This window comes from Myxococcus qinghaiensis, from assembly GCF_024198215.1.
GTDB lineage: Bacteria > Myxococcota > Myxococcia > Myxococcales > Myxococcaceae > Myxococcus > Myxococcus qinghaiensis.
Genome location: NZ_JAKCFA010000008.1, coordinates 385,085 through 410,102 on the forward strand (window position 1 = coordinate 385,085; position 25,018 = coordinate 410,102).

General features: G+C 68.7%; 22 protein-coding genes. 14 read left to right on the forward strand and 8 right to left on the reverse strand.

The genetic code is table 11. The annotated features are described in order from the left end of the window. Positions 1–32 precede the first annotated feature (32 nt). On the forward strand, positions 33–1,493 hold the full coding sequence (locus tag LZ199_RS17600) for a DUF2380 domain-containing protein (RefSeq protein WP_253994862.1): 1,461 nt from the start codon (positions 33–35) through the stop codon (positions 1,491–1,493). Further along, positions 1,490–1,960, forward strand: a complete 471-nt coding sequence (locus tag LZ199_RS17605; protein ID WP_253994863.1) for an NUDIX hydrolase — start codon at positions 1,490–1,492, stop codon at positions 1,958–1,960. Before LZ199_RS17600 ends, LZ199_RS17605 begins: the two co-directional genes overlap by 4 nt. Positions 1,961–2,207: 247 nt before the next feature. Here the strand turns inward: LZ199_RS17605 and lepB are convergent, their stop codons facing one another. From lepB to LZ199_RS17620, 3 genes are all read right to left on the reverse strand, one after another. Beyond that, complete coding sequence (gene lepB, locus LZ199_RS17610; protein ID WP_253994864.1) at positions 2,208–2,705, reverse strand: signal peptidase I; 498 nt, start codon at positions 2,703–2,705, stop codon at positions 2,208–2,210. 795 nt (positions 2,706–3,500) lie between these two features. Next, positions 3,501–4,334 (reverse strand): YhfC family intramembrane metalloprotease, encoded by an 834-nt coding sequence (locus tag LZ199_RS17615; protein ID WP_253994865.1) that lies wholly within the window; start codon positions 4,332–4,334, stop codon positions 3,501–3,503. Positions 4,335–4,428: 94 nt separating this feature from the next. After that, entirely contained in the window at positions 4,429–5,820 is a 1,392-nt protein-coding gene (locus LZ199_RS17620; RefSeq protein WP_253994866.1) for a M20/M25/M40 family metallo-hydrolase, read from the reverse strand. Between the two features lie 82 nt (positions 5,821–5,902). Here LZ199_RS17620 and LZ199_RS17625 point away from each other — a divergent pair, with 82 nt between their 5' ends. From LZ199_RS17625 to LZ199_RS17635, 3 genes are all read left to right on the forward strand, one after another. Beyond that, complete coding sequence (locus LZ199_RS17625; RefSeq protein WP_253994867.1) at positions 5,903–6,277, forward strand: response regulator; 375 nt, start codon at positions 5,903–5,905, stop codon at positions 6,275–6,277. Between the two features lie 16 nt (positions 6,278–6,293). Then, entirely contained in the window at positions 6,294–7,463 is a 1,170-nt protein-coding gene (locus LZ199_RS17630) for a TIGR02266 family protein (protein WP_253994868.1), read from the forward strand. 234 nt (positions 7,464–7,697) lie between these two features. Next, the gene (locus LZ199_RS17635; protein WP_253994869.1) at positions 7,698–9,338 is read left to right on the forward strand and encodes a sensor histidine kinase; all 1,641 of its coding nucleotides are present in this window, start codon (positions 7,698–7,700) and stop codon (positions 9,336–9,338) included. Here LZ199_RS17635 and LZ199_RS17640 read toward each other — a convergent pair. Continuing rightward, positions 9,316–10,206, reverse strand: a complete 891-nt coding sequence (locus tag LZ199_RS17640; RefSeq protein WP_253994870.1) for a ferredoxin reductase domain-containing protein — start codon at positions 10,204–10,206, stop codon at positions 9,316–9,318. The genes LZ199_RS17635 and LZ199_RS17640 overlap by 23 nt on opposite strands. Before the next feature lie 301 nt (positions 10,207–10,507). On the opposite strand from LZ199_RS17640, the gene LZ199_RS17645 reads away from it, so the two are divergent. The 4 genes from LZ199_RS17645 (at position 10,508) to LZ199_RS17660 (ending at position 15,724) form a co-directional block, all read left to right on the forward strand. Then, positions 10,508–11,260 (forward strand): lysophospholipid acyltransferase family protein, encoded by a 753-nt coding sequence (locus tag LZ199_RS17645; protein WP_253994871.1) that lies wholly within the window; start codon positions 10,508–10,510, stop codon positions 11,258–11,260. Between the two features lie 54 nt (positions 11,261–11,314). After that, entirely contained in the window at positions 11,315–12,439 is a 1,125-nt protein-coding gene (locus LZ199_RS17650) for a THUMP domain-containing class I SAM-dependent RNA methyltransferase (RefSeq protein WP_253994872.1), read from the forward strand. A gap of 144 nt (positions 12,440–12,583) precedes the next feature. Next, positions 12,584–13,861: an APC family permease gene (locus tag LZ199_RS17655; protein ID WP_253994873.1), complete on the forward strand. Its 1,278-nt coding sequence runs from the start codon at positions 12,584–12,586 to the stop codon at positions 13,859–13,861. 66 nt (positions 13,862–13,927) lie between these two features. Further along, positions 13,928–15,724, forward strand: a complete 1,797-nt coding sequence (locus tag LZ199_RS17660) for an RluA family pseudouridine synthase (RefSeq protein ID WP_253994874.1) — start codon at positions 13,928–13,930, stop codon at positions 15,722–15,724. A gap of 122 nt (positions 15,725–15,846) precedes the next feature. Here the strand turns inward: LZ199_RS17660 and LZ199_RS17665 are convergent, their stop codons facing one another. The 3 genes from LZ199_RS17665 to LZ199_RS17675 all read right to left on the reverse strand — a co-directional run bounded on the left by LZ199_RS17665 (position 15,847) and on the right by LZ199_RS17675 (position 18,101). After that, positions 15,847–16,494, reverse strand: a complete 648-nt coding sequence (locus LZ199_RS17665; RefSeq protein WP_253994875.1) for a hypothetical protein — start codon at positions 16,492–16,494, stop codon at positions 15,847–15,849. Between the two features lie 111 nt (positions 16,495–16,605). Continuing rightward, positions 16,606–17,391 (reverse strand): class I SAM-dependent methyltransferase, encoded by a 786-nt coding sequence (locus LZ199_RS17670; protein ID WP_253994944.1) that lies wholly within the window; start codon positions 17,389–17,391, stop codon positions 16,606–16,608. A gap of 143 nt (positions 17,392–17,534) precedes the next feature. Continuing rightward, positions 17,535–18,101, reverse strand: a complete 567-nt coding sequence (locus LZ199_RS17675) for a NifU family protein (RefSeq protein ID WP_253994876.1) — start codon at positions 18,099–18,101, stop codon at positions 17,535–17,537. 198 nt (positions 18,102–18,299) lie between these two features. Between LZ199_RS17675 and LZ199_RS17680 the strand changes: the two genes are divergently transcribed. From LZ199_RS17680 to clpA, 5 genes are all read left to right on the forward strand, one after another. After that, entirely contained in the window at positions 18,300–18,872 is a 573-nt protein-coding gene (locus tag LZ199_RS17680; RefSeq protein ID WP_253994877.1) for a DUF2378 family protein, read from the forward strand. Between the two features lie 39 nt (positions 18,873–18,911). Then, positions 18,912–19,352, forward strand: a complete 441-nt coding sequence (locus LZ199_RS17685; RefSeq protein ID WP_253994878.1) for a hypothetical protein — start codon at positions 18,912–18,914, stop codon at positions 19,350–19,352. A 74-nt stretch (positions 19,353–19,426) separates the two neighbouring features. Further along, complete coding sequence (locus LZ199_RS17690; protein WP_253994879.1) at positions 19,427–20,587, forward strand: GNAT family N-acetyltransferase; 1,161 nt, start codon at positions 19,427–19,429, stop codon at positions 20,585–20,587. Positions 20,588–20,630: 43 nt separating this feature from the next. Further along, on the forward strand, positions 20,631–20,954 hold the full coding sequence (locus LZ199_RS17695; RefSeq protein ID WP_253994880.1) for an ATP-dependent Clp protease adaptor ClpS: 324 nt from the start codon (positions 20,631–20,633) through the stop codon (positions 20,952–20,954). A 3-nt stretch (positions 20,955–20,957) separates the two neighbouring features. Then, positions 20,958–23,279, forward strand: coding sequence for an ATP-dependent Clp protease ATP-binding subunit ClpA (clpA, locus tag LZ199_RS17700; RefSeq protein ID WP_253994881.1), 2,322 nt, complete (start codon positions 20,958–20,960; stop codon positions 23,277–23,279). A gap of 95 nt (positions 23,280–23,374) precedes the next feature. Here clpA and LZ199_RS17705 read toward each other — a convergent pair whose 3' ends face one another. Further along, complete coding sequence (locus LZ199_RS17705; protein ID WP_253994882.1) at positions 23,375–24,991, reverse strand: methyl-accepting chemotaxis protein; 1,617 nt, start codon at positions 24,989–24,991, stop codon at positions 23,375–23,377. Between the last annotated feature and the right edge of the window lie 27 nt (positions 24,992–25,018).

The window sequence follows — 25,018 nt, forward strand, 5'->3', positions numbered from 1 at the left end:
GGAGCTGGGGGTGGGCCCTGCGTGCGAACATCGTGTTGTTGAGTCTCGTGCTGTTGGTGACAGGCTGTGCCACCCAGTCGCCCGCGTCCAGCACGGGAAGGACCCTGCGCCAGTCGCAGCGAGGCGCCTCGTTGCTGGAGTCCTCACGGGACGGCCTGGCGGATGACGTCAGTCCGCATCAGTCCGACACACCGGAGCGACTCCAGCGTCATCGCGAGAATGATGCGGAGGCCATCGCGGACGGACAGCAACGAGCCGCGGAGACTCGCCAGGCCGTCACGGAGGCGACGGACGACGTGAAGGGCTCCATCGCTGGGCTCGCCCGTGACATTCCCAAGCTCGCCGCGCACGCGCGAGCAATACATGCGCACGGCGACCTCTTCGCGCGCTACTTCGACTTCGGCGTCAACCAGGTGCTCTGGCTTGGTGGCTCACTCCGAGGAGCAGCCATGCTCGTGGAGGTCGCCGACTCGGTGGACGACCCGGACATGGCGGTGGGCGTTCTCAGGATGACGGGGCCTCGCCTCCAGGCGGCCATGGCGGGCGTCATGTTGCTGGCGTCCTGGTTCGACTTCCTCCAGCTTGCCGACACCGTGCTCCAGCAGTGCCCTTACTACAGCGTGGAGCAGTTGCTCGTTGACATGGAGCGCGTACAGAAGCGGCTGGAGCCGGCGATGACGGCGCTCTCCTCCCTGGAGCCAGGACGCGTGGAGGCCACGGCGGCCGCGATGCCCGAGCTGATGGGTCAACTGACCCAGGAGTTCCACACCATTCGCGAGGGTGCGCGCATGGCAATGGAGCGTACAGGGCAAGTCATCGCAGCGGCGCAGTTCATCGAGATGGTGGGCCTGGTTTCGACGCTACGCGTGTCACTACCCCGGCTGCCACCCGCTGGACCTGTCCTGTTGGGTGCGCGACTCGTGGTGAGTCCGGGTGGAGTGATGGCGGGTTCGCATCTGGTCGTCTCCGCGGAGTGGGTGGAGATGATGCGAAGACTCGTACAGGCAGGAGTCATCTCCATGCCGGTCGCAAGCGCGGCTGTCCGCATCCACGCCGGACAGGTGCTGATGGCGCAGTCGCACCGGGACTTGCCCAAGGGCGTACGCGAGGCCCTGGGTGACAGCCCCGAGGTTCGTGGCATGCACGAGACAGGCAAAGCCGGGGCGGGCATGTCCGAGGCGCCGAAGCACCATGTCCTGCCACGCGAGCATCGTAAATGGTTCGAGCAGCGCGGCTTCACCGGCGCCATGGACATCGACCAGTTCTGCGTCCGGATGGAGAAGTCGCACCACGAGGCCGTTCACGGCGGCGGGGACTGGCGCCTGGGGCGCGCGTGGCCCGGCGAATGGAACCAACTGCTTATGCGCGAGTTGCTCAAAGCCGAGGCACGAGCCGGCCGGAAGTTGACGAGGGATGCAATCCTGAAGCTCGTCGCCAAGCACATGAAGGACTATAAGCTCCCAATGAACTTCACTTCCTGGAGGGGCCAATGACCGCCCGCCATCCTTGGGAGGGAGACGTGAGAGCCCGCCTGTATGAGAGGGTCCGCGAGCGTGGGTACGACTCGCTCACCGCCTTTGCTGAGACGCACCCTGCCGTCCCGCTGCATGTACTGGCCGACGAGCTTGGTGCAGACGATGTCGCTGCAGTGCAGGTGTTCAGCGGGTTGCTCGCTGAGGCAGAGCAGAGCAGGCGGGTCACGCGTCTTGTGCGTGATGTGCTCGTGCGCGAGCTGTCCGACGACTTCCCCGACGGCTGGCCGGCCGCGATGGATGACGAAACCCGTATGGACATTGCCATAGCGCTCGGGCGATGGAGCGGCTACACGCCGGAAACCCATCAGGAGCGCGTAGACCAAGCCAGCGATGCGCTCCTTGCCACGCCGCCGCCGCCCGGCTGGCGCCCGCTCGGTCCCGACGACGAACTGCTCCGCACGCTCCTGCCTGATGACGAAGCCTGACCAGGCCACAGTCCACGAAGCGGGAGCACGGTGCCCTTGAGCACGGCCCCCTTGCACTCCACTCCTGGGGGCAGGTGATGACTGACAGGCGTTCCTGGCAAGGCAACTGGAAGGTCCCCCCTCTACCAGTAGGCCCGCGCCTGCTGACGCCTCCCAAGCGGCCTGCGGCAAAGGCAGACACGGGCGCAATCGGGTCAAGTCTGGCTGAGGCGTCGACGCCCCACCACCTGGGCAAGCCCGGCTCCCATCACAGTGCTCCCGCGCGCTCCGGCGGCCAGAAGCGCAACCAGGCCCGACCGATGACGGAGCGCCGCGGCAGGAGCCCCCAGACATGTGAGTCGCTGCTGGCGTTCCGGTTGTCACCCAGGACGAAGAGCCTGTCCTCGGGCACGCGAGCGGGGCCCCACTGGTAGGTGGGCTCCGCCGCGACGTAGTCCTCCTGGAGCGGCCTCCCATCCACGAACACCTGCCCGTCGCCCACCCACACTTCCTGGCCAGGCAGGGCGATCACCCGCTTGATGGCGGTGTACTCGCGCAGGTCACCGGAGCGCACCAGCTCGGGAGGCGGCTCGAAGACGACGACGTCCCCGGCCCGGGGCGGATGGACGCGGTAGGACAGGGTATCCACCACCAACCGGTCCCCCACTGCCAGCGTCGGCTCCATCGAGCCCGAGACGATGAGCCTTGGGTGCACGACGAAGCCGCGCAGGAGCACCGCCAGCAGCACCAGGGCGCCCACCCCCATGACCATCCTCCATGGAATCTTCCGCCTTTTGTGTGTGTGGAAAGGCGTGCCCTGGCAATGATTGCTCATTCGTCTGAATCTACCCTTTCAAGGGCCTCTCGGACTCTCTACACTCTCGGACGGGACGGGCTTCGGACCGCCCCATGTCGGACAATCGCACAACACAGGAGGCCAGATGAAGAAGACCTTGAAGCTGGGGCTCATCGGATTCGTGCTGGGAGCTGCTGTGGCCGTGGGTTCCGCGACGTTCGGAAGCGAGGAGACGGTCGCCGCTCCGTGCTGCTCAGGCTGTGAAGAGGATGATCTCCGCTGCTGGCGGATTTGTAGCCCGAGCTGCTGAGCGCCGAAGCCCTGAGGGGCGCCTGAAGCGACGAGCTGGGGACGGCAAGGTCCCCAGCTCGTTTCCAGTGGAAGAGGATGGGAATCCCTTTCCAAAACCAAAACCGCACACATCCCAAGGAAACCACCATGAGAATGGCAACCATGATGCTCGCCATGGCCGCGAGCCTGCTGTCTGCGTGCGCCTCGACGTCCACGCAGGAAGAGTGCAAGGCGGAGGCAACGGTCGCAGCCGCTCCCTCTTCATGCGAGTGCGATAACGATGGCTGCTGTTCAGGGCTGATTTGTCCCTATATCGACCCGGACTGTATCTGACCCAGACCCTCCGGTGGATGGCACTTCCTGTCATCCGCGGTGCAAGGAACAGCCACCCCGCACATCATCCAGAGCACGAAGTGACCTCACAGCACTCGGGCGCCTCGTCGCGGAGGACACCCGAGCGCTGGCACTCCATCCTCACGGACTGGATGCGGCAATCGCCGGAGGCAAAGCCCCACCCGCCTCCCGCGCCGCGTCGTCCCTGCGGAAGTGAAGGATGATGGCGAGCCCCACGAGCGCGGTCACCGTCACCACACCCTCCGCGGCCAGGTTTCCCCACGCCTGCCCCACCACCACCGCCACGAGGTTGGCGAGGGCATGGAATCCCACCGCCAGCCAGTACCAGCGGATGCTTCCGAGCACGTAGCGCTGCAGCACCAGCACCGAGAAGGCGACGTGCATCACCATCGCCCCCACCCGCTCGTATGCGACCAGCAGCGGCTCCCACCAGCGCAGCGCCGCGAAGGTCGTCTTCGCCTTCACCACCTCCGCCACCTGCTCCGGCGTGAGCGGCAGCGTCGATGGGTCCAGGTTCGCCAGCGCCACCATGTTGACGAGCCCCAGCGCCGCCATGCCGCCCACCAGCAGCACGGACTCCAGCCCGCCGTGCCCCACGCCAAACCCCACCGCGTCGCGCCAGCGCCGCCAGGCCTTCAACGGACGCCCGAACACCCACAGCCGCGCCGTCTCCTCGAAGAGCCCCGCGGAGAGACACAGCACCACCAGCATGACGTTGCGAAGAAGCTCGGAGCTCTTGAGCTCGTCCCGCAGCGCGTACTGGAGCGCCTGCGTCAGGGGCAACCGGGTGAGGAGCTGGGACACCGCGAACGCCAGCGCGCCCCACCCCACCACCTTCCAGGGCACCCCCAGGCGACGCCGGGCCCACAGCACCACGGCCACCGGCATCAGCACCACGAACGCGATGGTGACCAGACTCGTGGCCACCACCCCTGTATCCACTCCCTTGAACATCGCGCGCCTCCCCTCCCAGAGCTTTCGCCTTCAGAGGTAAGCACAGCCCCAGCGTCCCAAAAAAACCACCGGGTCGAATCCGGGGACTCGCGACTCAGCGCGCCGTGAGCGCGCTCGCCAGCTCCTCGTAGAGATGGATGGCGCTGCGGATGGACTTCTCCCAGTCCCCCACGTGCAGGCTCTCGTTCTCCGAGTGGGCATAGGTGTACGGGTCCTCCACGCCGATGAGCAGCGCGGGCACGCCGCCCAGCTCCTTCGCGAAGGGCTCCACGAAGGGAATCGACGCGCCACAGCCGATGGCCACCGCCTTCGTCCCATACCCCTTCTCCAGCGCGCGGAAGGCCGCCTGGAACGCCGGATGCGACGGGTCCGTGTACCACCAGCCCGACGCGCCCTCCGTGTGGAAGCTCACCTCCAGCCCCCACGGGCACACCTTGCTCAAGTGCTCCCTCAACCGCCGCTCCACGTCCTGCGCCTCCAGGTCCGGGACGATGCGGATGCCCACGCGCGCCCACGCCGCGTCGCAGATGATGTTGCGCGCGTCCTTGCGCGTGCTCGCCTGGATGGCGTTGATGGCGATGCTGGGCTGCCGCCAGTTCATCTCCCACGGGTGACGTCCCCCCAGCACCTGCACGCCCGGCAACAGCCCCACCTGCTCTCGGAAGTACGCCTCGTTCCCCGGCAAGGACTGGATGCTCTCGCGCTCGCCCGGCGTGAGCGGCTTCACCCGCTCCTGGAGCCCTTCAATCGCGATGGAGCCGTCCGCGTTCGTCAGCGTGGCCAGCATCCGGCACAGCCCCATCACCGGGTCCGGCACCGGCCCGCCCCACATGCCGGAGTGCACCGCCTGCTTCAGCGCGCGCACCTCCACGTCCACCGTGACGAGCCCCCGCAGCGCGGTGGTGATGGACGGCAGCCCCGTGTCGAAGTTCGCCGTGTCCGTCAGGACGATGGCGTCCGCCTTCAACAGCGCCGAGTGCTTCTGCAGGAACGCGGACAGGTGCCCGCTGCCAATCTCCTCCTCGCCCTCGATGATGACCTTCACGTTGAGCGGCAACCGGCCCGTGCCCTTCAGCCACGCGTCCACCGCCGACGTGTGGACGACGATGCCCGCCTTGTCGTCCGCGGTGCCGCGTCCGTACAGCCGGCCGTCGCGCATCTGCGGCTCGAACGGCGGGCTCTTCCACAGCGACTCGTCGCCCGCGGGCTGAACGTCGTGATGCGCGTACAACAGCAACGTCGGCGCGCCCGGCGACTTCAGGACCTCGCCGTAGACATAGGGGTGCGCGTCATCGATTTCGAGTAGCTGGATGTTTTCAAACCCACGGTCTTTCAAGAGTCGAGAAGTCGCCTCCGCGCTCTGACGCACCCGGGCGGCGTCAAAGCCGGGAAACGAGACGCTGGGTATGCGCACGAGGGCCATGAGGTCCTCGAGGTAGGCGTTCTTCTGGGACTCGAAGTGAGAGAGAGCCTGGGCGATGGGCATGCTCACCCCTTAACCTAAAAAGGCAGGCAGGCGCTCCAGGTCCTCGCGCGGATGTTGCGCGGTCCAAGTATCATGCGGTGCCATGTCCGACACCCCGACACTGCTGCTCGTCGACGACGACAGCTTCGTGCGCCGCATCCTCAAGGACGTCATCGCCGACACGGGCATCGAGCTGCGGTTGCTCGAGGCCGCGGACGGAGAGGAAGGTCTCGCGGTGGCAGCGCGCGAGCAGCCCGCGGTGATGTTCCTGGACCTGTTCATGCCGAAGAAGAGCGGGCTGGAGGTGCTGGGAGCCATCAAGCAGGTGTCGCCCGGCACGCGCGTGCTCGTCATCAGCAGCATGGATGCCGAGCCCGTCGTGGAGCAGGCCATGGCCGCGGGCGCGGTGGGCTTCGTGGGAAAGCCCTTCCATCCGCTGGAAATCGCCTCGGCCGTGCGCCAGGCGCTCGCTCACTGACTTCAGAGGTGTCTGCGTGTCGTCTCCTGCTGTCGGTTACTGGGTAGCGGACAACCTGGGCCGCGTACTCGGCCCGCTCGCCCTCCAGGCCCTTCGCGAGCTCATCTCCTCCGGGCGGCTCAAGGCCGCCGTGCGCGCTTCTCGGGACGGCACCCAGTGGGTGGCCGTCCAGGAGCTGCCGGAGCTGCGCGACCTCTTCGTTCCCCCGCGTCCCGCGCCCGGCGTGGAGCAACAGCAGGCCGAGCGCCTGCGCACCCAGCTCCGGGGCCTGCAGAACCTGCCGCCTCACGAGGTCTTCGGCGCCAAGCCGACCGCGAGCCTGGATGAGGTGCGGCTGGCCTTCTTCCGCATGGCCAAGCGCTTCTCGCCCGAGCACCTGTCGCCGGAGACGCACCCGGAGCTGCGCACGGTGTCGGCGGAGATTTTCGACTTCCTGTCGCGCTGCATGCGCGAGGTGGAGGTGCTCTTCTCGCAGGGTGCCTACCAGCAGGCCCGGCCGCTGCCTCCCCGGCTGGACATGGACGGGCCGCTGCCGCCCCCGCCTCCGCCGTCCGTGGCCTCGGTGGTGCCGCCCGTGGCCGCGCGGGTTCCCGCCGTCGCGCCCGTGCAGCAGCCCGTGGCCGCCGTCGCGCCCGCGCCGCAGCCCATGGTCGTCGCGCCTCCGCCGCAGCCCGCGATGCCGGCCCGACCGCCACCGCCGGTGATGCACGCGACGACCGCGCCCGCCGCGCCGCGCCCGCCGCCCGTGCAGCGCACGCACACGCTGCCCCCGCCCGCGCCTCCGCCGCCCGCGCCTCCGGTGCGCAAGGCCGTGGCCGCGCCCACCTATTCCAGCGCGGAGTTCGTGGGACTGGAGCGCCGCGCGGATGATCGCATCCACGCGGACGTGAAGGTGTCGATGCAGAACACCGGCATCTTCACGGACCACCGCATCATCAACCTCTCCTCCGGCGGCCTCTTCATCGCCACGGACAAGCCGCTGCGACTGGGCACCCTGGTGGAGCTGACGCTGCGGTTCGATGACCCCTCGCGCGTGATGACGCTGCGAAGCTCCGTCATCTGGGAGAACTCGCTGGAGGACGGCAAGAATCCGCGAGGCTATGGGTTGCGGCTCAGCAGTCTCCGCAAGGAGGAGCGGGACTTCATCCAGCAGTTCGTGAGCCGCAAGCCCCCGAAGAAGCCCTGAGCGGGAGCGTCCGCTCGGGGCGGCTTGCTACATCAGCTGGCCGAAGAACACGGCCCCGGTCATCACGAACGCCGCCATCACCGCCATCACCGCCTTGAGCTCCAGGTCATCGCGGCCCATCACATTCATGAAGTTCATGGTGTCCATCCTTCGCTGTGTCCCCTCGCCCTTTCCTACGGGACACCGCGAAATCGATTGCATCCCCCTCCCGGCGCCCTCTCGCCGTCAGCCAGGATGACTTCCGTGCCCGCCGACGCCTCCGCCGCTCCGCCTGCCTACTGGTTGCTCGAAGGGCTGCCCACTCCCGCGTCGGTCGTCCGGGGAGATGAGGTGGTGACCGCCAACGCGGCCATGGTGGCCTTGATGGGGATTCCGCTCGACGAGCTGAAGGCCACGCCCGTCTCGGCGCTCATCGCCCGCGTCGTGCCCGTCGAGACAGGCTGGGTGGAGGCGCTGCACGAGGCAGTCACCCGAGACGGAAACCGTCCGGAGCGTCCGCTGTGGATGCACATCCGGGGCGCGGACGGGCGGGAGCACACGGTGACGGTGACGTATTCGCCGGGCGCCGTGCCGGACGAGACGGTGGTGCTGATGCACGACGCGGCGGGGGTGGACACCACGCGCCGGCTCACCGAGGCGCTGGCCGCCGCCGCCACGGACATGCTGCGCGCGCGCGATGAGCACGAGGTCCTGGAGACAGCCATCGAGGCCGTCCACCGCCAGGGCTTCTACTCCGCCATCCTCCTCGTCGAGGGGAACACGTTCCGGCACGGGCCCATGCGGCAGCAGCCCGCCATCGTCGCGCTGGCCGAGCGCACGTACGGCATGCCTCTCTCCGAAGTCCGCCTTCCCCTGAGCACGCTGCCGCATCTGGCGGAGGTGCTCGAGCGGCGCAAGGCGGCCTTCCACCAGGACGCGCTCGGCGCGGCCCACCGCGTCCACACGAGCGAGGTCTTCGAGGACATCCAGCGCGCCTATCCCCCCGGCATCCGCGCCCTGGACGCGCCCATCTTCGTGGAGGGAAGGCCCTTCGGCATCCTCACCGCGCAGGGGCTGGACCTCACGCCCGCCTCCGCGGGCACGCTGGAGCTGTTCGCGCAGCTGCTCGGGGCCGCGCTGGAGAACGTGCGTCACCACCACATGGCGGCGGAGCGACTGGGCGAGGTGACGCGGCTCCAGGAGGAGCTGGTGGCGCAGGAGCGGCTGACGGTGCTCGGCGAGGCCGCGGGCGTGGTGGCGCACGAGGTGCGCAACCCGCTCGGCGCCATCCTCAACGCGGTGGCGGTGCTGCGTCGCGAGGCGCACCTGGGCCCCACGGGCCAGGCCGCGGTGGGCATGCTGGAGGAAGAGGCCATCCGGCTGGAGGACATCGTCCGGGACTTGCTGGACGTGGTGCGCCCGCTGGAGCCGCGCCCGCGCCCCGTGCACCTGGGTGAGCTGGTGCGCCGCGCGCTCGGCCAGCTCCATGGTCCTCCGGACGCACCCACGCTGCGCTTCACCGTGGACGAGGCGCCCAACACCCCCGAAATCATGGGCGATGAGACGCTGCTCCAGCTCGCGGCGACGCACCTGGTGCGCAACGCGGTGCAGGCCTCACCGCCAGGTGGGCGCGTGCGGCTGAACGTGGAGCCCGTGGCGGAGGGCGTGCGGCTGGTGGTGGAGGACGAGGGCCCGGGCATCCCCGACGTGGACCCGCGCCGCATCTTCGAGCCCTTCTTCCTCACGCGCGCCAACGGGCGAGGCCTGGGGCTCGCCATCGTCAAGCGCGTGGTGCTCGCGCACGGCGGGCAGGTGCGCGCGAGCGGCCTGCCGAAGCGGGGCGCTCGCTTCGAGGTGGTGCTCCCGCTGGAGCCTACCCGTACGTTTCCCGCCTGATGCGCTTGTCGTCGATGCCGAGCGCGTGCAGGTGGCCGAGCACCGTCTCCATGAAGCGCGGCGTGGCAGGGGTGCGCGTCTCCAGCGCCTTGCGGCGGTCCCACGGCGTAATCGCCGGGCCGCACGCGTAGACGAGGCACGTGGCCCGGTCCGGGATGAGCTCCTCCAGCAGTGACTGGTGGACGCGGCCCTTGCGGACGCTGGCGCCGAAGCGTGACTCGTCCAGCTCGCGGGTGAGCGTGTGCACCAGCCTGACGCGGTCCGGATGCTGGCGCTCCAGCGCCTCCAGCTCGTCCCGGTAGAGCACGTCGCTCCATGTCTTGTTGGACATGAGCAGGGTGTGGCGCACCTTGAGGTTCCGGTGGAGCGCGTCCTTGAGGATGCCGAAGTTGGGCACCGCGCCGGAGCCGGCCACCAGGTGGACGACGTGGTCCGTGCGCTGGTCCACGTCGTCGGGCAGCACGTAGGGCCCCATGAAGCCCAGCACCTTGAGGCGCGCGCCGGTGAGCCGGCCGTGGACGAGGAACGGGGACAACAGCGGCGGGTAGCGGGTGAGGCCGGGGATGAACTCCTCGTCCTTCACGGTGATGGCCACGTGGGGCTCATGGGGCGCGGAGGCCAGCGAGTACGAGCGCTGGGGCTCCTTTCGCCCTTTTTGTTCCTGCAGGTAGGCGGACAGGCGCCCGAGCGCGTGGAACTGGTGCGGGTCGATGTTGATGAACTGGCCGGCCTTGTAGTCCGGCCGGGTCTCCCCGAAGTCGAGGAAGAGCGTCGCCGTATCGTGCGTGTCCATCCGCACGTGGGCGACGGTGACTTCGTACTCCACGGGCTTCCTGCTGCGCGAGAGGGTGGCTTCGGCGGCGCTCATGGCTTCCTCCCTTAGCGCAAACCCGGGGTGCTCGCCGATGGGTTCTCACAGGCCCGGGGGTCATCGGTTCGTGACGCGCCGGGCGCGGCCCCGCCCCGGAGTCGGTCCGGAGCGTTGGCTGCACGACGGGACGGCTTGCGGGCAGGTGTGGGGCTTTGCGTCAGCACTGACCTGGAGTCGTCGCGGGACTACATCTTCTGGTGGCCAGTGGTGGCGCTGAAGCCCTGGCGGTGTTGGTCGGACGCCAGGGCTCCGGCCGGTCCATGCTCTCGGGCGTCCCCGAGGTGGAGGCGACCGACGCGTGCTCCGCATTCTCTTTTCCCTGATGGCCCGACTGCCGGAGAACATCCGGCGCCACGTGGTGCGCACCTTGATGGACGGCGTGTGGGATGCGCTGGCGGACGAAGTCGTGGAGGGACGGAGCAACCTCCCCGATGTGCCCTGCCTGTACATCTGCAACCACCTGTCCAACGCGGACGGCTTCACGCTGTTCCGCGCGTTCCGTCCCCGGAAGCTGTACTTCCTGGCGGGCGTGAAGCTCCAGAGCACGGTGATGACGCGACTGGCCTCGGAGGTGATGGACACCATCGCCATCAAGCCCAACTCGCCGGACATCGAGGCGGTGCGCCGGGCGGTGGAGACGCTCAAGGGCGGCGACTCGGTGCTCATCTTCCCCGAGGGCGCGCGCAGCCGGAATGGCGCGCTGCAACAGGCGAAGAAGGGCGTGTCGCTCATCGCCAAGCGCGCGGGCGCGCCGGTGGTGCCGATTGCGTTGATGGGGACGGAGAAGCTCATGCCCATCAACGACTCGGACATGGGCGGCGAGCGGCTGTACCACGCCCACGTCCGCGTGCGGGTGGGCCCCGCGTTCCGCATGGAGGACCTGGAGCCCGAAGTCGTCGGCGCGGAGGACCCCAGGCAGGCGCTGGTGGACGCGATGATGCGCCGGGTGGCCAGGCTCCTGCCTCCCGAGTATCGGGGCTTCTACGCGGATGACGCGCCCCGGGTGCACAGGCCGCTGGAGTCCGAGGCCCCCGCCGCGTCCCCCCCGTGATTCCGCAATGAGGCGTTGCGGTCGCCACGGGAGCACGGACAATGGGGGTCTCCCGTGACGACCGCCCGCGCCCCTGAACAACTCTACGTGTCCACCCTTCCCGGACTGGAGACCGCCTTGGAGGCGGAGTGCTCCGCGCTGGGATGGAAGCCCTTCCTCGTCGAAGGCGGTGTGGAGGTCGAAGGGCCCCCCGGGCTGCACCAGGAGGCCAACCTGCGCTTGCGCACGGCGAGCCGGGTGCTGCTGCGGCTGGGCACCTTCCATGCGAGTGACGAGGGCGCGCTGATACGCGGCCTGCGCGGGCTGGACCTGTCGCGCACGTGGGACCGGAGTGCGCCGCCCCGGCTCTCGGTGACGCTGCACCGCGCGGGAGTCCCGAGCCAGGGCGTCGTGTTCTCGGCGGCGGCGAAGGCGTGGGGACTGGCCGACGTGGGCCGGGCGGGGCCGCTCGACGAGGAAGGCGGGCCGGGGCTCACGTTGCTGGTCCGCGTGGAGGGCAATGACTTCACCGTGAGCGCGGACACCAGCGGGGAGCCGCTGCATCGCCGGGGTTATCGACAAGAGGTGAGCCGCGCGCCCCTGCGGGAGACGCTCGCGGCGGGCCTCTTGATGCTGGCCGGGTATGACGGCACGCAGCCGCTGGTGGACCCGATGTGCGGCTCGGGGACCTTCCTGGTGGAGGGCGCGTGGATGTCGATGCGCCGTGCTCCGGGCCTGCTGCATGGCTTCGCGTTCGAGTCCTTTCCGGGCTTCGACGCGAGCGCGTGGGCTGCTCGCAAGGCGCGCGCGGAAGCGGAGTCGCTGCCGGCACCGCGCGCGGCCGTGTATGGCTTTGACATCAACGCGGGTTCGCTGGGCACGGCGCGACGGAATGCACGGCGCGCGGGCATGACGCTCGCGTTGGAGCGCAAGGATTTGCGCACGTTGACGGCGCCCCCGGGTGGGCCCGGGTTGCTGGTGGCGAATCCGCCGTACGGCAAGCGGCTGGGCGAAGGGGAGGACCTGCCCGGCCTCTACCGCGCGCTCGGCAACACGGTTCGCAAGGGCTTCGCGGGCTGGCGCGCGGCGCTGCTGGTTCCGGACGACTCCGCGCTGGTGAAGGCGCTAGAGCTTCCGGGTGCGCGCAGCCTGCCCGTGCGTAACGGCGGGCTGCGTTGCAGGTTGCTGCTGACTTCGTAAGCCGTACTCGGTGAGGGCGCGGGAGGACCCGGATTCGCGGTTTGGCCCCGCGTATGCTCCAGTGGTCCTCCCTGTCAGGTCCACCCCGGCCTCCCCCACCCCACCATGACGACTGGTAGCGATTCGACGCCTCAAGACCTTGGAATGAAGCGCGCGGTCTCCCGCTGGGAGCTGGTGGGCTTCTCCATCAACGACGTCATCGGCAGCGGGGTGTACTTGCTGCCCGCGGCGGCCGCGGCCAACCTCGGCTCCGCGAGCACGGGCGCCGTGGTGCTCGCGGGACTGGCCGTGCTGCTGCTCGTGCTGTGTTTCGCGGAGGCCGCCAGCTACTTCGACAAGCCCGGCAGCGCGTACCTCTACACGCGCGAGGCCTTCGGTGAACTGGTCGGCTTCCAGGTGGGTTGGATGACGTGGCTGGCCCGCGTCTCGTCGGTGGCCTCGCTGTCCGTGGGCTTCTCTCGCGCGCTCGGCTACCTGTGGCCTGGGGCGAACGAAGGCGTGGGCCAGGCCTTGGCCATCGCGCTTCCGTTGCTCGGGCTCACCGCCATCAACGTCTTCGGTGTGAAGGGTGGCGCGCGCACCGCCGTGTTCCTGGCCATCACCAAGACGGTGCCGCTGCTCATCTTCATCGGCGTGGGCATCTTCTTCGTGTCCACCCCGCTGGCCACCTCGGTGGTCGCGAAGAATGAAGGCAACCTGGGCGCCGCCGTGTTGCTGCTGCTGTTCGCCTACGCGGGCTTCGAGAACACCGCCGCTCCAGCGGGTGAGTTCAAGAACCCGCGCCGGGACGTGCCCTTCGCGCTCATCGTCCAGATTGGCGTCGTCACGCTCATCTACACGGCGGTGCAGTGGGTCGCCCTGGGCACGCTGCCGGGCATCGTGGACGCGAAGACGCCGCTCGCGGACGCCGCCGCACGCTTCCTTGGCGGCTGGGGCGGACTGCTGATGACGGTGGGCGGCGTGCTGTCCATCCTCGGCACCAACAGCAACACGGTGCTCGCGGGGCCGCGCTACCTCTACGCGCTGGCGCAGGACGGCTTCGGCCCGGCGGCGCTCGCCACGCTGCACCCGCGATACCGCACGCCGATGGCCGCCATCCTGTTGCAGACCGCCATCGCGCTGCCGCTCGCCTTCTCCGGCTCGTTCGAGGTGCTCGCCACGCTCTCCGTGGTGGCTCGACTGGCGACGTACTTCGGCACGGCGGTGGCGGTGCCCGTGCTGCGGCGCAAGCTCCAGCAGCCGGCCAATGCGTTCCGCCTCCCCGGGGGACCGGTGATTCCCATCGCCGCCGCCTCGCTGTGTGTCGTGTTCGCGCTGAGCGCCGAGCGAAAGAACCTCATCGCCGGGGCCATCGCGCTCGCGGTCGGCTTCGTGCTGTATCGCTTCCAGCGCAAGCCGGACGGCAAGGCCGCGCTCGAGTAGCCCTGGGCATGCCTGGCTCCCGGGCCCGTTCGCCGGGGGCCCGGGTTTCATGCTAGCGGTGAACACGTGGACGCACGTGTCACCCTCTTCGAGCCCCGGACGAATCCTCCCGAAGAGGGAGGCAGCTTCCCCAGTCCCTTCGACGAGCTGGGACCTTCGGCGCTGGCTCGACAGGCCGCGGAGGTGCTCCAGGCAGAGCTGCGCTCGGGGCACGTCGCTCCGGACGTCCCCACGTCCCTGCTGGAGAACCCCGAGGGCGGGAAGATGTTCGGCGTGCTCGTGGTGCGCCTGCCGGAGGGACGCGTCGGATTCCTGCGGGCCTTCTCTGGGATGCTCGCCGGACGCTGGGATGTGGAGGGCTTCGTTCCACCCCTGTTCGACCGCGAGGCACGCGCGCGGCTGGAGCCCACGGGCGAAGCGACGGTGAAGGGGCTGCTGGCCCGGCATGCGGCACTGAGCACAGCGCCTGAGCTTCTCGAACTGCGTGCCGCGCATGTGGCGCAAGCGGCTCGACACACAGCGGAGCTCTCCGCGCTGCGCGAGCGGCACGAGGCCAGGCGCAAGCAACGCCATGCCCGTCGGGTGGAGCTCACGAGAACGGTGTCAGCTCCGGTGCATCAAGGAGTTCCTCCAGACTTCCGCCCCCCGGGTGAGAGGGAGGTCCTGGCCGAATCGGCGCGGCCTCCCGCACGGCAGGAGATGGCCCCCCCGGCACCGGACGTCAAGGACGAGGCCGAGCAACGCGCCGCACTCCATGCCCTCGACCAGGAGAGCCGAGGGGACAAAGCCGAGCGAAGGCGCCTGGAGGCTACCCACGCTGAGGAGCGACAGAGAGTCGAACCGAAGCTCGCTCGACTGGAGCGACGCGTGCGTGCCGTGGAGCGCCTGCGTCACATGGTGAGCCGTGCGCTCATGCGGCGCATCCACGACACCTACGCCATCACCAGTGCGCGCGGTGAGCATCGCCTCCTGCGGACGCTCTACGAGCGTGGCCAGCCGCCCTCCGGCGCCGCTGACTGCGCCGCGCCCAAGTTGCTCGCGTATGCCTATGCCCATGGGCTGCGCCCTCTCGTGCTCGCGGAGTTCTGGTGGGGCTCGGCACCTCCGGCGGGAGGACGCATCCCTGGCGCGTTCTACGCCGCGTGTCGCGACAAGTGCGGGCCACTGCTCCCCTTCATGTTGGAGGGACTCCAGGTCGCGCCTCCTCGAACTTTCTCACCGCCACCCTCGGCTCCTGGCGCGCTGACGGTGCTGTTCGAGGACCCGTGGCTCGTCGTCATCGACAAGCCTCAAGGGCTGCTCTCCGTGCCGGGGCGCGAAGAGTCGCTCACGGACTCCGTGCTCACGCGCCTGAAGGCCCGTCATCCCCAGGCCACAGGCCCGCTCCTGGTACACAGACTGGACCTGGACACGTCGGGACTGCTCGTCGCGGCGCTCGACTCGCGCACGCATGCGGCGCTGCAGAGTCAGTTCGTGCACCGTGAAGTGAGGAAGCGTTACGTGGCGTGGGTGGACGGACCCGTGCGGGAGGACCAGGGCCGCATCGACTTCCCGATGCGCGTCGACCTGAATGACAGGCCTCGACAGATTCACGACCCGGTCCACGGCAAGCATGCGGTGACAGAGTGGCGCGTCCTCGCACGGCATGAAGGAAGAACCCGCGTGGCCTTCTTCCCGCTCACGGGAAGGACGCATCAACTCCGGGTCCATGCCTCTCATCCGCTCGGGCTCGGAGCGCCCATCGTCGGAGACAGACTCTACGGTCGCGACGGCGAACGACTCATGCTCCACGCGGAGTCGCTCACCTTCCGGCATCCAGCAACAGGAGCGAGCATCACCTTCGACTGCCCCGCCCCTTTCTGAATCATGGTTCGCGCCTCTCGAAACGACTCAGGCGACGCATCCGAGCGCCGACCCGCGAAGGAATGGACTGGCGTTGCGAGCCGACAGCGACTGAATGGTGGAGAGGCAGAGAGCGGGTACGCTCATCCCGGGGTGCGCTTCGGCTGTCGCGTCCGTTTCCTCGCAGTGGCGGTGGCCTGCTTGGAAGCAGGTGGAGGCTTGGACCGCTTACGGGGGACAGGAGGCGCGGCTGGGGAGAATCCCGCCTCCGACAACGCACGGAGGGCGTCCTCGAGCGCCAGCCCTGCTGCTTCTTTCAGGGCGTCTTCAGGAAATGCTGACTCGAATGGCACCAGTACGACCTCGTGTGCACCCGAGGCTGTATGCACCGGCTGGCCCACGACCCGGAGCGCGCGCTCCAGTTCCAGTCGAGGCTTCCCGGTGGCCTGCACCGGGCCCCGGCGGGCGACCTGTGCGAGGAGTCGCTTCGCCTCGGGGGACACCGTGGGCCAGAGTGAATCCTCCCGCTGTGCCCGAATCAGGGCGGGCCACAACCGGCGGTGGACGAGGGTGCGCTTCCCTTCGATGAGTTTGCAGAGCAGGAGCTCCGGATCCTCGACGAGGCTCTCCAGCGCGAAGTAGATGTCCTTGCCAGCCGGGTGTCCCCACCAGCTTCCCTTGATGGGCGCGCCGGCAATCAGCGTGGCCAACTCGGACTCAGTGAGCAGGCCTCGCTCCCGGACCAGCTCGTGGAGAGAAGCTCTCTCTGGAGGCTTGAATGCCTTTGGCATGGCCACATGCTGGCAGAACACCCTCTGTACGGGAAAGAGCTCCCGCCGAGCGTCCCGTCCATGTCGACGAGCGCCACGAGGAGGCCCTTCACGAGCCTCCTCGTCACACGCTCAGCTCTCGGCGGTCGGAGCCGTTTCCTCGGTGGACACCAACTGCGGTGGCGCCTCGGGAAGCGGCTCGACAGTCCCCGCCGGGCCACCCATGGACGCGGGCTTCACGCCCAGCTCCCGCGTCAGCTTCGGATTCACACCCGTCTCCGCCAACAACCGCTCGAGCTGAACCCGCGCCCGCCGATTGTCCCGGTGCACCCGCCGCGCGAGGATCAACTCGTTCTTCAACGAGTGCTCCCAGCCCGTCAGCTCCGTCACCGTCACCTGATACCCGAACGACTCCAGCGTCAGCGCGCGGATGACGTTCGTCAGGTGCGAGCCGAACTCGCGCCGGTGCCACGCATGCGCGTACAACAGGCCCATGCTCCCGTGCGCCGCCTGCCGGTGCTCCTTCAACTGCGCGGCCACCTCCGCCTGACAGCACGGCACCACCGCGACGTGGTCCGCGCCATGCCGGACCGCCGCGATGAGCGCGTCGTCCGTGGCCGTGTCACACGCATGCAGCGCCATCAGCAGATGGATGCGCTCCGGATACGCCGCCTGGTCGATGTGCGCCGTCTGGAACTGCATCCGCGAGAACCCCAACCGCTCGGCACGCCCCTTCGCGCGCTCCGTCAGCTCCGGACGCCCTTCCACCGACAGCAGCGTGCCCGCCGCCGCGTCCTTCAGGAACAGCTCGTAGAGCACGAACCCCAGGTACGCGTTGCCACTGCCCGCATCCACGAACACGGAGGACTCGGGGTGGCGCGCCTTCACGTCCTCCACGGCCGGACGCAACAGCCCCATCAGATGGTTGACCTGCTTGAGCTTGCGCAGCGCATCCGCGTTGAGATGCCCCTCGCGCGTGAGCAGGTGCAGCTCGCGCAAGAGTGACTGCGACTGGTCCGGCAGCAGCTCCCGCCGGACCTGGGAAGCCTTGACGTTGCGCCTCAGATGGACACCACCTCGAGGACCTCGGGAATCATCTCCCGCAAGCGCCCCTCGATGCCCATCTTCAGCGTCGCCGTCGACGACGGACAGCCCGCGCACGAACCCTTCATGTGCAGGTAGACGATGCCGTCCTCGAAGCGGTCCAGCGTGATATCGCCGCCGTCCATCGCGACCGCCGGACGAATCTCCGCGTCCAGGATGTCTCGGATGCGAGCCTCCACCGAGCCGCCACCGTCGCTCGCCGTCGCCTGACGCGCCGCCGCAATCGCCTCTTCGTCCACCACCGGCTCGTTCGCCGTCAGGTGCGTGTCCAGGGTCTCCATCACCTGGTCATTCAGCTCGTCCCACTCACCTTCGTCACCCTTCGTCACCGTCACGAAGTTGGTGCCAATCATCACCGCCGTCACACCGCGCACGTCCATGAGCTTGCGCGCCAGGGGCGACTTCGCCAGGGCATCCTGGGGATTCGTGATACTCACCGCGCCGCCCGCCAACAGTCGCCGATCCACCACGTACTTCAGCGTGCTCGGGTTGGGGGTCCATTCCAGCTGGATGTTCACCGACATGCAGTTCTCCTCGGTCCTCTCCTCTAAGGCGCTCGCGGCCCCATAGCAACCCGACCCTCGGGGAATCAAACCTTCGCTCCCCTCCCCGCCACGTCCGCTCCCCCTGGCTCATCGGGGAATAAAAGAACAGCCCGAATTCGCGGCAGAATCGGAACTCCACTATGGTGGACGGACCTCCGCGCCCCCTGTGAGCTTCACATGGCCATCAGTCCCCTGCGCCGTCCCGTCGAGCAGACCCAGCCACCGCCGCCCCGCATTCCCGGAAGCGTGCTGGAGGGACTGTTCGTGCGGGGCCTGAAGGTCTCGGGGCGGCTCGTGGAGGAGCTGGCCCTGCTGGGCTACGACATCAAGAAGCCGGAGACGGACTACCCCGTCCAGGTCTGGCAGCGCGCCGTGGCCCTTGCGCGGCAGGAGGCCTTCGGCGAGCTGAGTGACGAGGAGGGCTACCGGCAGGTCGGCCGCACGCTCGTCAACGGCTTCGCGGAGACGCTGGTGGGACGCGTGGCGGCGGTGGCCCTGCCCATGATTGGACCCGCGCGCGCCGCGGAGCGCATCCCCCGCTACCTGTCGATGATGGGCCGCGCCGATATCGAAGTCACCATGTCCCAGGTGGGCGAGCGGGGCCGGCGGCTGCACATCACCGACCGCTACAACCGACCGGATTTGATGGCCGGCGGTCTGGAGCGGATGTTGGAACTGGCCAACGCCCAGCCCCGAATCACGGTAGAGGAGCGCAGCGCGGACGGTTACCGTCTGTTGGTCCGCTGGTAACTCGCGCCCGGGTCGTCGACGGCGCCCACTGGAGCGCCCATGTCCTACCCTCCCCGACTCGCCCATCTCGCCACCCGCGCCGTGGTCATCGCCAAGCTGGCCCCCACCTACGCCCAGGCGCACCAAATCGACGAGGAGGAGGCCGGGCAGCGGCTCTCCGCCGCCCTCGCCGGGAGGATGCTGCCCGCGCTGCTGGAGTCCGCGTGGGCCTCCATGAAGGGCTCCACCAAGCGACTCAACGACGACGGGCTGCTGGAGAAGGTCGCCACCACCCTGTCGGACCGCCCCACCCGCCCGGGCCGCGTGGCGCCCGCGTCACCCGCATGGAGCGCGTTCCTCGTCCTGGCGGACCTGGAGGCCGGCACCGCCAGCGACGCGGCCCGCCGGGTGATGGAGACCGAGGAGGGACGTCGTCGGGGTGACGCTGGCCTGGCCGAAGCGGGCCGCTTCCTTGCCGCCGAATTGACACGCGGGAAGTAGGGGCCGGCCGGCCGTGGCAAGGGGGGCCCGCCGTCGTTATAGGCTGGCCCCACGACCTGCCCGCGCCGACGCCGATGTCCACCTCGCTGCCCACGACCCTGCGCATCCTGACCTCCATCCACGAGGTGCCCTCCTCCCTCTGGGACGGGCTCGTGGACGAGGCGGCCATGCCCTTCCTGGAGTGGGCCTTCCTGGCCGCGCTCGAGGACAGCGGCAGCGCGGTACCGGAGCGCGGCTGGCACCCCCGGCACCTGACGCTGTGGCGCGGCTCGCGCCTCGTCGCCGCCGCGCCCGCGTACCTCAAGGACGACAGCCAGGGGGAGTTCGTCTTCGACGCGCCCTGGGCCACCGCCGCCGAGCGCGCGGGCCTGCGCTACTACCCCAAGCTCGTCTTCACCGTCCCCTTCACCCCCGCCACCGGTCGGCGCGTGCTGGTGGCCCCCGGCGAGGACCGCGCCGCCCGTGAGGCGGAGCTGTACGCCGGCGCGCTGGAGTTCGCCCGCGCCGAGCGGCTCTCCGGCATCCATGTCCTCTTCCCCACCGAGGACGAGCTGCCCACGCTGGAGTCCCAGGGCTTCGCGCTGCGTTTGGGGGTCCAGTACCAGTGGCGCAACGCCGGCTACCGGACGATGGAGGACTTCCTCGCCCGCTTCCACTCCAAGCGGCGCAACCAGCTGCGACGCGAGCTGCGCGCCCCGGCCGAGCAGGGCCTGAAGCTGACCACCCTGCGGGGCGATGCCCTGGAGTCGGTGGACGTGGACACGCTGTACCGCCTCTATGTCTCCACGGTGGACAAGTACCCGTGGGGGGCGCGCTTCCTCACCCGCGACTTCTTCGCGCGGATGCGCTCCGACTTCCGGCACCGCTGCGAGCTGGTGGAGGTGCGGAGGGAAGGGGCGCTGGTGGCCGGCGCGTTCAACTTCAGGGCGCCAAAGGTCCTCTACGGCCGTTATTGGGGATGTTTCGAGGAGCATCCGTTCCTGCACTTCAACGTCTGCCTCTACCACCCGGTGGCGGAGGCCATTGAACAGGGGCTGACGCGTTTCGAGCCCGGGGCGGGCGGGGAGCACAAGCTCACCCGGGGATTCGAGCCGCGCCTCACGTACAGTGCCCACCTGCTCCTCCACCCGGGGTTGGAGCGGGCGGTGCGTGGCTTCCTGGAGCACGAGCGGGCGGCCGTCCGGGGAGGACTGCCCCAGTGGCGGGCGGAGACAGGTTTCAAGGGAGAGGCCTGAAACGGCCCGCTTCCGAGGTCATCAAAGGGAGTCCGAAGAACCTATGGCGCAGAAGGACGAGCACGACAGCTCCGTCGTCACGGAGACCGTACCCAAGCAGAAGCTCAAGAAACCGACGCTCTACAAGGTGCTTCTGCACAACGACAATTACACGACGCGTGAGTTCGTGGTGGCCGTCCTGAAGGAGGTCTTCCACAAGTCGGAGTCGGATGCCGTGCAGATCATGCTGCACGTTCATTACAACGGAGTCGGAGTGGCCGGCGTCTATACGTTCGAGGTCGCCGAGACGAAGCTCAAGACGGTGGAGGCCGCGGCTCGGGACAATGGGTTCCCGCTGCGGCTCTCCATGGAACCCGAGGAAGGTTGAACCGTGGCAGGACCGCTGATTGCCAAAGAGTTGCAGGCCAGCTTCCGCACCGCCCTGGAAGAGGCGCGGAAGATGAGCCACGAGTACCTGACGCTGGAACACCTGCTCCTCGCGCTCACCAAGGACTCGCGCACGCGCGAAGTCCTGAAGGCGTGCGGGGCCAACGTGAAGCGCCTCCAGGAGCGGCTCGTCTCCTTCCTGGAGGAGACAGTCGAACGCCTGCCGGACGGAGTGGAGGCCGAGCCACAGCAGACGATTGGCGTGGAGCGCGTGCTCCACCGCGCCGCCATGCACGCCCTGTCCGCTGAGCAGAAGCTCATCGACGGGGGCGACGTGCTGGTGGCCCTCTTCCGTGAGGAGGAGAGCCAGGCCCTCTACCTGCTCCAGCAGGAGGGAGTCACCCGGCTGGATTTGCTCAACTACATCTCCCACGGCATCTCCAAGGACGAGGAGGCCGGCGAGGACGACGCGTCCGAGGCCGCTCCGGGCGGAAACGCGCCCGCGGGTGACGACGACGAAGGGGAGTCCCCGCGAAAGAATCCGCTGGAGGTCTACACCACCCAGCTCAACATCGAGGCCAAGGAGGGGAGAATCGACCCGCTCATCGGCCGCGACAAGGAGCTGGAGCGCACCATCCAGGTGCTCAGCCGCCGCCGGAAGAACAACCCGCTCTACGTGGGCGAGGCGGGCGTGGGCAAGACGGCCATCGCCGAAGGGCTGGCGCTCTACATCCACGAGGGCCGTGTCCCGGAGCCCCTGAAGAACGCCGTCGTGTACTCGCTCGACATGGGCTCGCTGCTCGCGGGCACCAAGTTCCGCGGCCAGTTCGAGGAGCGGCTCAAGGGCGTGCTCAAGGCGCTCCAGGAGCAGAAGGACGCCATCCTCTTCATCGATGAAATCCACACGATTGTCGGCGCGGGCGCCACCAGTGGCGGCTCCATGGATGCGTCCAACATCCTCAAGCCGGCGCTCGCGAGCGGGAAGCTGCGCTGCATCGGCTCGACGACGTACCAGGAGTTCAAGTCGTCCTTCGAGAAGGACCGCGCGCTGTCGCGGCGCTTCCAGAAGATTGAGGTCGCCGAGCCCTCCGTCGAGGACACCATCCTCATCCTGGAGGGGCTGAAGAGCCGCTACGAGGAGCACCACGGCGTGAAGTACACGCCGGAGGCGATTCGCGCGGCGGCGGAGCTGGCGGCCAAGCACATCAACGACCGCTTCCTGCCGGACAAGGCCATCGACGTCATCGACGAGACGGGCGCGGCGGAGAAGCTCAAGCCGGAGGGCGTGCGCACCAACACCGTCACCGGCGCGGACGTGGAGGCCGTCGTCGCGAAGATGGCGAAGATTCCGGCCAAGAGCGTGTCCGCGAGCGAAGGCGTCCAGCTCCAGAATCTGGAGAAGGAGCTGCAGGCGGTCATCTTCGGGCAGGACAGCGCCATCAAGGACCTGGTCGGCGCAATCAAGCTGGCGCGCTCGGGTTTGCGTGCGCCGGAGAAGCCCATCGGCTCGTTCCTCTTCTCGGGCCCCACGGGCGTGGGCAAGACGGAGCTGGCCAAGCAGCTCGCGCAGACGTTGGGCGTGGAGTTCCTGCGCTACGACATGAGCGAGTACTCGGAGAAGCACACGGTGAGCCGGCTCATCGGCGCGCCGCCGGGCTACGTCGGGTTCGACCAGGGCGGCCTGCTCACGGACGCGGTGCGCAAGCATCCGTACGCCGTGGTGGTGCTGGATGAAATCGAGAAGGCCCACCCGGACCTCTTCAACATCCTGCTCCAGGTGATGGACCACGCGACGCTGACGGACAACAACGGCCGCAAGGCCGACTTCCGCAACATCGTCCTCATCCTCACCACCAACGCGGGTGCCCAGGAGATGAGCACCAAGTCCATCGGCTTCGGTGACATGACGAGGCCGGCCGACGCGATGCGCGCGAAGAAGGCGATTGAGCGCACCTTCACGCCGGAGTTCCGCAACCGGCTGGACGGGTGGATTCTCTTCTCCGGTCTGCCGCCTGAAATCATCCTCAAGGTCGTGGACAAGGAGGTCCGCCTCCTCCAGAAGATGCTGGACGAGAAGAAGGTGAAGCTGGAGCTGACGCCGGCCGCCCGCGCGTGGCTGGCCGAGCATGGCTATGACCCGGCCTTCGGTGCCCGGCCCATGGCCCGCCTCGTGGACAACGCGCTGAAGAAGCTCCTCGCGGAGGCGCTGCTCTTCGGCGACTTGAAGAACGGCGGCACCGCCCGCTACGACGTGGACCCGGGTGGCGAAGGGCTCAAGCTCCAGGCGATTGCCGTGGCCGAGCAGCCCGAGCCCGCGCCGGCGTGACAGGCTCCGCGCGGACGTCCTGAAATGACGAGGCCCCGATTCCCAGGTGAGGGAGTCGGGGCCTCTTCGCATCCAGCGTCCTGCTCTGGAGGGAGCTACTCGACGCGGTAGATTTTCACCGCGCTGGAGAGCTGCTCGGAGATGATTTGCAGCGTGGTGGCGGCCTCACCCGTGGAGCCGATGCGGGCCACTGTCTCGTCCATCATCTTGGAGAGGTCATTCACGGCCAGGGTGATTTGGTTGATGCCCACGTTCTGCTGGCTCACGGCGGCGGCAATCTGACGGACGGCGGCGGCGTTGTCCTGGACGATGGAGGACAGCTCGCGCAGGTTCTGCCCGCTGGTGCGCACCTGCGCCAGGCCCGCCTCCATGCGCTCCGCGCCGCGCTCGGTGATTCGCACCGCGGCCGTCACCGAGTTGGCGATGTCGTCCAGCAGCTCCCGCACCCGCGTCGTGGCCTGGATGGACTGGTCCGCCAGCGCTCGGATTTCGCGCGCAACCACGCCGAAGCCCTTGCCGTGCTCGCCCGAGCGCACCGACTCAATGGCCGCGTTGAGCGCGAGCATGTTGGACTGGTCCGCCAGGTCCTTCACCGTCTGGGTGATGCCGCCAATCTGCTGCGTGCGCTCGCCCAGCTCCAGGATCTTCTGGGCAATCTCGCCCACCTGGACGCGGATGTCGTTGAGGCCCGCCATCGTCTGCTCAATCGCGGCCTCACCCGAGCGGGCCAGCGCGTCCGCGCGCTCCGCCACGGACAACACGCTCTCCGCCTTCTGCGCGGCCAGCATGGAGGTCTGCTTGATTTCCTGCGCGGTGACTTGCGTCTCCTGGAGCGCGGCGGCCTGACGGGAGATGGTCTGCGCCTGGTCCGTGGAGGAGGTGTTGAGGTGCTCGGTGGACTGGGTGAGCGCCTGCGCCGCCTGCTGGAGGTTGAGCGTCACCTCGCGCAGCCGGCCCACCATCTGCGCGAAGGAGTTGGCGAGCCTGCCCACCTCGTCGCCGCTCTTCACCTGGATGGGACGGGTGAGGTCTCCGGACTCGACGATGTGGCCGGCGACTTCCGTCAGCTCGCGCATGGGTCGGACGATGCTGCGCCCGAAGGCCGCCGCCACCGCCACGCCCAGCGCCACCAACAGGAGCGCGAAGCCCACCATCCGCCAGCGCAGCGCGGACACCAGGTCGTCGATGTGGTCCCGGGAGATGCCCACGTGCACCGCGCCCAGCCGGCCATCGGCCACCGGCGCCAACACGTTCATCGCGTGGAGCGTCCGCCCCTCGGACTCAACCTCCAGCACGGCGCCCCAGCCCGTCTCCGCGCTCACCATGCCCTGCGCCGCCGTCGACTCCTTCAGCGCCTGCGGGAAGGCACCGGGGAGGCTGTGGGCCGTGACGTTGCCGGTGACATCCGTCAGGAAGACGTACGTGACGTCCTCGCTGGTGCGCGAGACGTTCACCAGGGGCTGGAGCGCGGCGACACCCCCTGCCACGCCCTGCTCGGCCGCCACCGCGAGGGTGCGGGCCAGCAGTTGGCCTTCGCCCATATGGCTGTCGATGAGGTCCGCCTCCAGCCGCCGCGTGGCGATGCCGGTGAGGATGGCGGCCACCGTGGCGCTGACGAGCGTGGTGACGAGGACGAGCTTCGGCGCCAGCCCGAGCGACTGACGGAACTGATGGCCAAGCTGCGTGGTGAACGAGGACTGTTCGGTGCTCACGGCATCACCACCCGGAAAACTTCGGGA

Coding starts and splice junctions, on each gene's coding strand:
- LZ199_RS17605 (WP_253994863.1), top strand. CDS start 1,490: ATGACCGCCCGCCATCCTTGGGAGGGAGACGTGAGAGCCCGCCTGTAT.
- lepB (WP_253994864.1), bottom strand. CDS start 2,705: ATGGGGGTGGGCGCCCTGGTGCTGCTGGCGGTGCTCCTGCGCGGCTTC.
- LZ199_RS17615 (WP_253994865.1), bottom strand. CDS start 4,334: ATGTTCAAGGGAGTGGATACAGGGGTGGTGGCCACGAGTCTGGTCACC.
- LZ199_RS17620 (WP_253994866.1), bottom strand. CDS start 5,820: ATGCCCATCGCCCAGGCTCTCTCTCACTTCGAGTCCCAGAAGAACGCC.
- LZ199_RS17625 (WP_253994867.1), top strand. CDS start 5,903: ATGTCCGACACCCCGACACTGCTGCTCGTCGACGACGACAGCTTCGTG.
- LZ199_RS17635 (WP_253994869.1), top strand. CDS start 7,698: ATGACTTCCGTGCCCGCCGACGCCTCCGCCGCTCCGCCTGCCTACTGG.
- LZ199_RS17640 (WP_253994870.1), bottom strand. CDS start 10,206: ATGAGCGCCGCCGAAGCCACCCTCTCGCGCAGCAGGAAGCCCGTGGAG.
- LZ199_RS17655 (WP_253994873.1), top strand. CDS start 12,584: ATGAAGCGCGCGGTCTCCCGCTGGGAGCTGGTGGGCTTCTCCATCAAC.
- LZ199_RS17665 (WP_253994875.1), bottom strand. CDS start 16,494: ATGCCAAAGGCATTCAAGCCTCCAGAGAGAGCTTCTCTCCACGAGCTG.
- LZ199_RS17670 (WP_253994944.1), bottom strand. CDS start 17,391: ATGGGGCTGTTGCGTCCGGCCGTGGAGGACGTGAAGGCGCGCCACCCC.
- LZ199_RS17675 (WP_253994876.1), bottom strand. CDS start 18,101: ATGTCGGTGAACATCCAGCTGGAATGGACCCCCAACCCGAGCACGCTG.
- LZ199_RS17680 (WP_253994877.1), top strand. CDS start 18,300: ATGGCCATCAGTCCCCTGCGCCGTCCCGTCGAGCAGACCCAGCCACCG.
- LZ199_RS17685 (WP_253994878.1), top strand. CDS start 18,912: ATGTCCTACCCTCCCCGACTCGCCCATCTCGCCACCCGCGCCGTGGTC.
- LZ199_RS17690 (WP_253994879.1), top strand. CDS start 19,427: ATGTCCACCTCGCTGCCCACGACCCTGCGCATCCTGACCTCCATCCAC.
- LZ199_RS17695 (WP_253994880.1), top strand. CDS start 20,631: ATGGCGCAGAAGGACGAGCACGACAGCTCCGTCGTCACGGAGACCGTA.